The organism is Mesotoga sp. HF07.pep.5.2.highcov (genome assembly GCF_003666285.1).
GTDB classification, from domain to species: domain Bacteria; phylum Thermotogota; class Thermotogae; order Petrotogales; family Kosmotogaceae; genus Mesotoga; species Mesotoga prima.
In genome coordinates this window covers 20,670-27,505 of the sequence record NZ_JFHJ01000308.1, presented here as the reverse complement: position 1 = coordinate 27,505, position 6,836 = coordinate 20,670, and the positions used below count along the sequence as shown (strand labels likewise).

Here is a 6,836-nt window from a genome sequence, read left to right as displayed (position 1 = left end):
CTTCTTCGCCTTCTTGGCACACTACAACTCACAACTTGCAACCGTTCCTTTGGTCTTTCAAGAGTTCAGCGTATCATAGCAAGTGTCCAGCGCAAAGTGTTTTTTCCAGCGATTAGCGGGTTCTCCGTTTTTAAGCGCATAGCGGGTCCTATGCTTGCAACTTGGAACAGACAACTTGCAACTGTATGTTCTTCTCGGCGGACGGAGAACTGCTCAACGGTCAACCAGTTCCTTTTACTCTTCCAACCTCTGACCACTGACCTCTAACCTCGGTTACAACTTGCAACTGTTGTTATTCCCGGAGAACGGAGATCCCATAACGGACAGCCCTTATCGTTTCTAGCTTACAGAACAGGTTCGTTCACCCGCATAGCTCTATGATTGCCTGTGTGAAAATCTTGGCGCTCGTCAGGAGATCTTCAATGACCGCAAATTCATCGGGGCCGTGCATATTGTTTTCGCTTCCGGGCATAGTACAGCCAAATGCCACACCGTTCTTCAGTCGATGTACATACGTTCCGCCGCCCATTGAGATGCAGTATCCCTTCTCTCCGGTGTAGCTTTCATAACATCTCAGAAGTGTCTTGACGAACTCGGAGTCACCCGGTACGTGATGAGGAGGTTTTATGTCATCGTTTTGTAGATCTATGCCATAGCCGGCCAGTTTTGCCTTGATAACGTCAAGAAGGTTCTCTTTCGTTGCACACAAAGGAGCCCGGCAATCGAATGTCCCGTTTAGGCTGGAACCATCGTACTCCAATATATTGAGGCTTATTGTAAGCTTACCGGAAAGTTCATCGCTCATCGCCACACCGGCAGCCTCACCGAGCCAATCTCCATGAGGAAATACAGAGTTTAGAGCTCTAAGTCTTTCAAAGCCGGTGCTTCGAGAAGCCGGAAGCCTTGAGATTACCTCCAGCAAACCTGTCAAAGCATTTCTCCCCTTATCTGGAGTCGAAGCGTGGCCTTGAAGTCCTTTGGCCTTGATTGTAGTCTTGTCTCCCTCGGTGGATAAGTTGAACGAGATGCCGCTGATCTTGCCGACGGCATCGCAGCATTCGCGGATCTCTTCAGGATCGATCCCCTCTACAACGGCAGTTGCCTCACCGGGAATCACATTACTCTTGATCCCAGCCTTGAAGCTTACAATTCGTGGAGTTTCATTTGACTCTTCAAATCTCGATTCGAACTTTCCCTGTAGACCTCCCTTTTCTATGTTCACAACCGGGAAACTGGCGTCCGGCGAGAAGGTCATTGGAGCTTCCTCTTCGATCCCATAATAGTATCTTATGTCGGACGATCCGCATTCCTCATCGGTTCCCAGTATCAGTCTTACGCCGGCCTTCAGAGGAATATTGAGATCCTTGACAGCCTTCATGGCGTAAAGAGCTGCTACGGCGGGGCCCTTGTCGTCTATCGTTCCTCTGCCGTAGAGCCTTCCGCCCTTGACTACCGGGTTGAAGGGTTCTGTGACCGACCAACCATCACCTCCAGGTACCACATCGAGATGAGCAAGAATGTCAAGCTTGTTTTTCTGATCGTCGAAGTCAATCGCTCCTACATAGTTGTCGTAGTTTCTGGTCTTGAATCCCATCTCAGACGCCATCTCAAGGGCTACAGCCAGCACTTCGGCCGGTCCTTCGCCATATGGCTTGCCCTCTTTCGCCTCTTGCTTGTCGCTCTTTATCCTTACCAGTCTCATGATATCTCTTATCATGAGCTCCCTATTCTGTTCGAAGTAGTCTTCAATCAGTTTCTTCATAGGAATGATCTTCACCTCCACCTGTTCAAAGTCTCGGATACTGCATACCCACGTCTCGCGGCAGCTTCGAAAAGGAATCCCAGTGACTCTTCTATCTTCCTTCTGGGTGCAGCGATGTTCATTCGCGTAAAACCCTTTCCACCTTCTCCATAGTTTACGCCTCTATCCAGATCAAGATATGCCTCGTTCAGCAGGAATGAGTGCAGCTCCTCATCATCTAGTTTAAGCCTCCGCCAGTCTATCCAGATTACGAATGAACCCTCTACTTTGGTCATTGTGACTGCCGGAATATTTCTGGTGAAGAAGTCCTTCATTATGGAGACATTCTCCCACACGTACTCCCTCATCTCTCTAACCCAATCGGCCTGTCGGGTCCGTAGCCTGCGCATACTGCCGCATGAACCATGGGATCTATGCTTCCGTAGTGATCTGCGTCTCGCTGGATCCTGAATCTCTTCCGTGTAGAGGGGTCGGATATAACAATATTTGCGCTGTTGACGCCAGTCAGATTGAAGACCTTTCCAAGTGAGGTCGCAACTATCGAGCGGCCTTCCTTTCCGGCAACAGTTGAGTACGGAATAGCCGAATTGCCGTTGAAGGTTATTTCTCCGAATATTTCGTCGCTGAATACAAGGACGTTATATCTCTGTGCAAGCGAAGAGATTTTCTCCAGATCTGAACGCTGCCAGACTTTTGCGATGGGGTTATGAGGATTGCACAGTATGAAAAGCCGGTTTTTCTCAACCCTCATACATCTCTCTAGGTCATCGAAGTCCATTGAGTACTTTCCGTCCCCGTAGATCAGAGGATTGCTCACTATCTCTCGGTTTGTCCTTCTTACAGCCTGTTCGTATCTGTTGTATACGGGAGGTTGTACAATTACACCGTCTCCCTCTTTCGTGAATGCCCTGATGGCCGTCGCAACCGAGTGAATAGTACCATAGGTAGGCACAATCCAGTCTCTCTCTATCTCCCAGTTACGCATGTTCTTCATCCACCACTGTACGCTGGAAAGATACTTTTCGTCGGCAAGTGTGAATCCAAGAAGGCCATTCCTGGCCCGCTTAACAAGAGCGTCGATTATTGCAGGAGCAGTCTTGAAATCCATCTCAGCGCCGGCATAACTGATCAGATTCATCTTCTTGACTATATCGGGAGTGAGCATGCATTTCATGTTCCCCTGATTCTCCCTGTTTACCAGAGTATCAAAGTCGTAGTCCATATTAATCGTTCTCTCTGATTTCGATTACTGCCTCGATCTCGACCGTGAAATCCAACGGCAGCTGGTTCGTTCCAACTGCAGTGCGTGCGTGCCTTCCAGCCTCTCCGAATATTTGATAAAGGAGTTCCAAAGCCGCATTAGCAACGATATGCTGCCTGTCGAAGCCAGTTTCGCTGTTCACAAAGGCCTGGAGCTTCACGATGCTAACTACCCTGTCGAGATCACCGAGGTAAGCCTTGACGGCTGCCAGCATGTTGACAATACACAGTCTGGCCCCTTCCTCGGCGTATTCGATTGATCTCTCCTTTCCCACTTTACCCGTGTAAACAGGCTTTCCGTCCTTCATCGGTACCTGACCCGAAACGAAAAGAGCATTTCCGAGCCTTTTGACGGGAATATACATGGCTCCTGGCGGTGAAGACGGCGGCAGCTCGATTCCCAGTTCCTTTATCCTCTTCTCTATAAGCATCATCTTCTCCTCTTTTTCTTTATTTATGTCAGCTGCTTTCCTTTATGTATTTGTATATCGTGTATCTAGATAAATTGAGCCTGCTTGAAACGTACGGGACTGCCTTAGAAAAGTCGAAGGCCTTTTCTCTTTTAAGAAGACTTATCAGTCTCAACCGGTCCGATTTATTCATCCTTTCGATGGGCTTGCCTACAGCCTCGAGACAGCTGTCGAAGATCGAAGAGAGCTTGTTCTCTCCCGCCTCGCTTATAGCAGACTGCAAATCGGATTCGACCCTCATAAAGTTCTCCAGAACGTTTGAAAACTCCCTCATGTAGGTGAAGTCATAGTTTATACCAAGCGCATAGTGATAATCCTCGCCCTTTAGATGAAAGGTCGTTGACTTTATGAATTTTCCGGATTTGTACACCGTTTGATGATTGATGATTTATGAAATCACCTTCCAGATATGACGACTTGTACTTGGCAAGATCGCAGTATGATCCTCCGACATGAACGAGTTCTTGCTAAAATCAAAGACAAGATTCTGGAACGGATCTAAAGATGAAGTTCTCAATAGCATTTAGAATAGTGAACTGATTAATCTTTGCCAGACTCCAGACCCGAGGCCCTCTTTTTTGGATTTGTTCTTTGACTCACAACTTGTATTTCGGAACTTGCAACTGTTCGCGTTTTTCGCGCCTTTTCGGGGTCATCCTCGTGAGTGCTTCTGCACAGGATCTATCGGTTTTTGATGAATCAAACAGTCGATATTGTTCCGTTATCAGCACTCTCTTTCGGTTCGTTCCAGACGATTCGTTCTAACATGTTTATGAAGAAGGAAGAGCTCCCCTAAACAGGAACCCGATCGAATTGGATAATTGAACAGCAAATGATAACTATTCTAAGTATGTTCGTTGAAGAAATCAGCCATCTGGAAGCGAAAGCTTTTTCAGGAACTCAGAGGCGCAATCCTTGATCAATGCTGCCCCTGTGCTGTTTTGATGAACATGATCTACCGTCAACAGAAATCCATTTTCCTGCGATAGTGCGTCCCAGCTCTTTCTCAATAGGATATGCTTGAAGATCATCCGTAATGTGAATTCCCAGGAGACTTTCCGCCCTGAGGGAGAACTTTTCTTATTCTTTGTCAGATAATCGCGTTGACGTTCATTGAGATCTAGATAGCACAAGTCCATCTGCGAAGTTATCTTCTTAATCAGTTCAGAGTATTCCACGCTTCTCTTGAAGAGAATATGTTCGGGTTCTTCTGTAATCAAAGGCAACGACATCACTCCTATATGAGCAATGGAAGCGGTCTTGAGCCTTTGCAGGATTTCAGCGAAGTTTCTGGCATAGCTCTCTTTTGAAGGTCTCTCGGGTAGTCTGTTCTTTCTGATGTAGGCTTTCATGGTTTTTTCTGAGTAGGTCGCCCACACGTCGTTTGTTCCTACGAGGAGAATAGCGATATCTGGCTTCAAACTGGTCACTTTGTCTATTCTCTTTAGAACGTCGTAAGAAAGATTTCCATTTATTCCACTGTTTATAAACTTGTATTTTCCACCGAATTCGCTTTTCAGCATCTCAAAGTAACTTGCACCCACTCGACCAAAGGTGATACTATCTCCAATACAGACAACAGTATTCATGTGTAGTCTCCTCATCCTCAATTCATAACTATTATAGTCTTTCATGCGTTTTACCCACTTCGATAATCAAATCTACCGGCTTGAAGGCCTATCATCTCTACGAGGATAGTATGAAGTGAGAGACATGCAAGACAGGAAGAAAGGAAAACACACTTCTCCCGTCCTGGATAGTTCCTATCTTTGTCTCCATTGCATAGATTTCAGCGTTGCCGGAAACTCATACAGCAAAAGAACAAGGATTTCGAACCTGCGGGTCTTCGTCAAAAACAAGGTTGTTGAAGATGATAAGGGAATGTGTAACCCGGTCAAAAGAAAGGGTTCAGTTCATTCTGGTGCCTACCAAGCCATCTAGCTTGACGCGATACCTAGGGCCGGCATAGTCGGTAATGTACATCCAGTTTCCGGCCACCCCGTCGAATTGCCAGATGTTTATTTCATTGAGTCTCTCTCTTTCAGATCCGTCTGGCCTCATTCGGTACAGACCCTTTTCTGAATGGAGAACATAATAGAACCAACCGTTGTCGAAACAAGAGCTGTTAACTCTGTCCGCAGAGGAGAGAACCGTAATTTCGGATCAGTCTTTCTTCATACGGCAGATCTCAAGATCCTCATAAGCTCGAGTTTCTGGATCGAGAACCGATACGAAGTAAACCCAACCATCCTCAACGAAACCCAACCTTCCTCTTTCAGAGATCAAAGTGTAGTCTGATCCATTGATCCTTACTCCGCACAGCTTCTGATAGTCTTCGAAGTATATCCACTCTTCGGATATCATTACCCTGCCCGGCTTTAGGGAACTTTGCAGAGCGGGATTTTTTCCGAGCCGTCTGTTTTCATCATGTATAGTGTCCCCACATCGCTTTCCAGTGTTGCGTCTTCTGTATTTAGCGCTTCCTTCTTTATTTCGTTGAACTCGGCCAGCGTTTTCTTCGTGCAATAGGCATGTGATCACCTAGAACGTAGAAATGGGCGACATTGTCCTCACTCAGTTTCATTTGCTCGCTTCCGTCCTTCCTCATTCTATACAGGTTGCTCACATCGCGATCGTTTGTGAAGTAAATCCAGTCACCGGAAAGAAAGATAGAACTGACCGAGAATTCGTTACCTCTCTGCGATTCGTCCAGTCGATGTTTATGGTGTACAGCCTGTTCTTTTCTACGAAAAAGATCTGCTCTCCTGACTGCGAAATATCTCCGAGATTCATTCCGTCTCCGGACATATCGTTTCCTTCCGCCTTCTCCAGGTAGTCCTTCGCAACGGGAAAGCCTTTGAAGAGGTCGGTAGACATTACCAGTATCGATCCAAAGACGAAGATAATAACGGCTCCAATAATTATTGAAATCAGTGTTCCCAATGCTCTATCTTTCTTTATAAAAGCGATGACAGATAAGACAAAGCCGGCCACTCCTAGAGTAAGAAGAGAGAAGACCGGTAGAGGAATCAATGAGAACTGTATCTGGGCAAAGAGCAAAAGGATGAAGGACAGACTCAGAGAGAAGCCCCACTTGCCTAATCGAGAGCGAGGAAGGAAGGTAATCTTCATGCCAACATCTCCTTTAGTTCATTCAGGGGGGATTGACATTTTTTATCCGAAACCCGAATGAATCCTGCCAAGAGAATGGATTCAATAGCAAATATGAACGATAGAGGAAACCTCTCCCATGTATCTTCAAGATTACATATCTGTGAGCTAGAATCCTGTGTCATAAAGTGGGGTCATGGCAAGCGTTTGAAATAGACTTTGATTCGGAGAGA

10 protein-coding genes are annotated in these 6,836 nt (G+C 46.3%); all 10 read right to left on the bottom strand.

What is annotated here, in order from left to right; genetic code table 11:
- Positions 1-361 precede the first annotated feature (361 nt).
- The 10 genes from pepV to BG32_RS16370 all read right to left on the bottom strand — a co-directional run bounded on the left by pepV (position 362) and on the right by BG32_RS16370 (position 6,624).
- The gene (gene pepV / locus BG32_RS06880; RefSeq protein ID WP_183084304.1) at positions 362-1,762 is read right to left on the bottom strand and encodes a dipeptidase PepV; all 1,401 of its coding nucleotides are present in this window, start codon (positions 1,760-1,762) and stop codon (positions 362-364) included.
- An 11-nt stretch (positions 1,763-1,773) separates the two neighbouring features.
- Complete coding sequence (locus BG32_RS16390; RefSeq protein WP_259459577.1) at positions 1,774-2,109, bottom strand: hypothetical protein; 336 nt, start codon at positions 2,107-2,109, stop codon at positions 1,774-1,776.
- The gene (locus BG32_RS06875) at positions 2,106-2,984 is read right to left on the bottom strand and encodes a MalY/PatB family protein (protein WP_259459576.1); all 879 of its coding nucleotides are present in this window, start codon (positions 2,982-2,984) and stop codon (positions 2,106-2,108) included. Before BG32_RS06875 ends, BG32_RS16390 begins: the two co-directional genes overlap by 4 nt.
- A gap of 1 nt (position 2,985) precedes the next feature.
- The gene (locus BG32_RS06870) at positions 2,986-3,453 is read right to left on the bottom strand and encodes a RidA family protein (protein ID WP_099771730.1); all 468 of its coding nucleotides are present in this window, start codon (positions 3,451-3,453) and stop codon (positions 2,986-2,988) included.
- Between the two features lie 28 nt (positions 3,454-3,481).
- Positions 3,482-3,862 carry a helix-turn-helix domain-containing protein gene (locus BG32_RS06865; protein WP_259459575.1) on the bottom strand — a complete coding sequence of 127 codons (381 nt, stop codon included), beginning with the start codon at positions 3,860-3,862 and terminating at the stop codon, positions 3,482-3,484.
- A 496-nt stretch (positions 3,863-4,358) separates the two neighbouring features.
- On the bottom strand, positions 4,359-5,081 hold the full coding sequence (locus BG32_RS06860; RefSeq protein WP_099771729.1) for an SGNH/GDSL hydrolase family protein: 723 nt from the start codon (positions 5,079-5,081) through the stop codon (positions 4,359-4,361).
- 319 nt (positions 5,082-5,400) lie between these two features.
- Complete coding sequence (locus BG32_RS17105) at positions 5,401-5,553, bottom strand: hypothetical protein (RefSeq protein ID WP_373561604.1); 153 nt, start codon at positions 5,551-5,553, stop codon at positions 5,401-5,403.
- Between the two features lie 102 nt (positions 5,554-5,655).
- The gene (locus BG32_RS16380; protein WP_257211922.1) at positions 5,656-5,856 is read right to left on the bottom strand and encodes a hypothetical protein; all 201 of its coding nucleotides are present in this window, start codon (positions 5,854-5,856) and stop codon (positions 5,656-5,658) included.
- 124 nt (positions 5,857-5,980) lie between these two features.
- Entirely contained in the window at positions 5,981-6,142 is a 162-nt protein-coding gene (locus tag BG32_RS16375; RefSeq protein WP_306556634.1) for a DUF5050 domain-containing protein, read from the bottom strand.
- Positions 6,115-6,624 (bottom strand): hypothetical protein, encoded by a 510-nt coding sequence (locus tag BG32_RS16370; protein WP_257211920.1) that lies wholly within the window; start codon positions 6,622-6,624, stop codon positions 6,115-6,117. The genes BG32_RS16375 and BG32_RS16370 overlap by 28 nt, the downstream gene beginning before the upstream one ends.
- Positions 6,625-6,836: the final 212 nt, after the last annotated feature.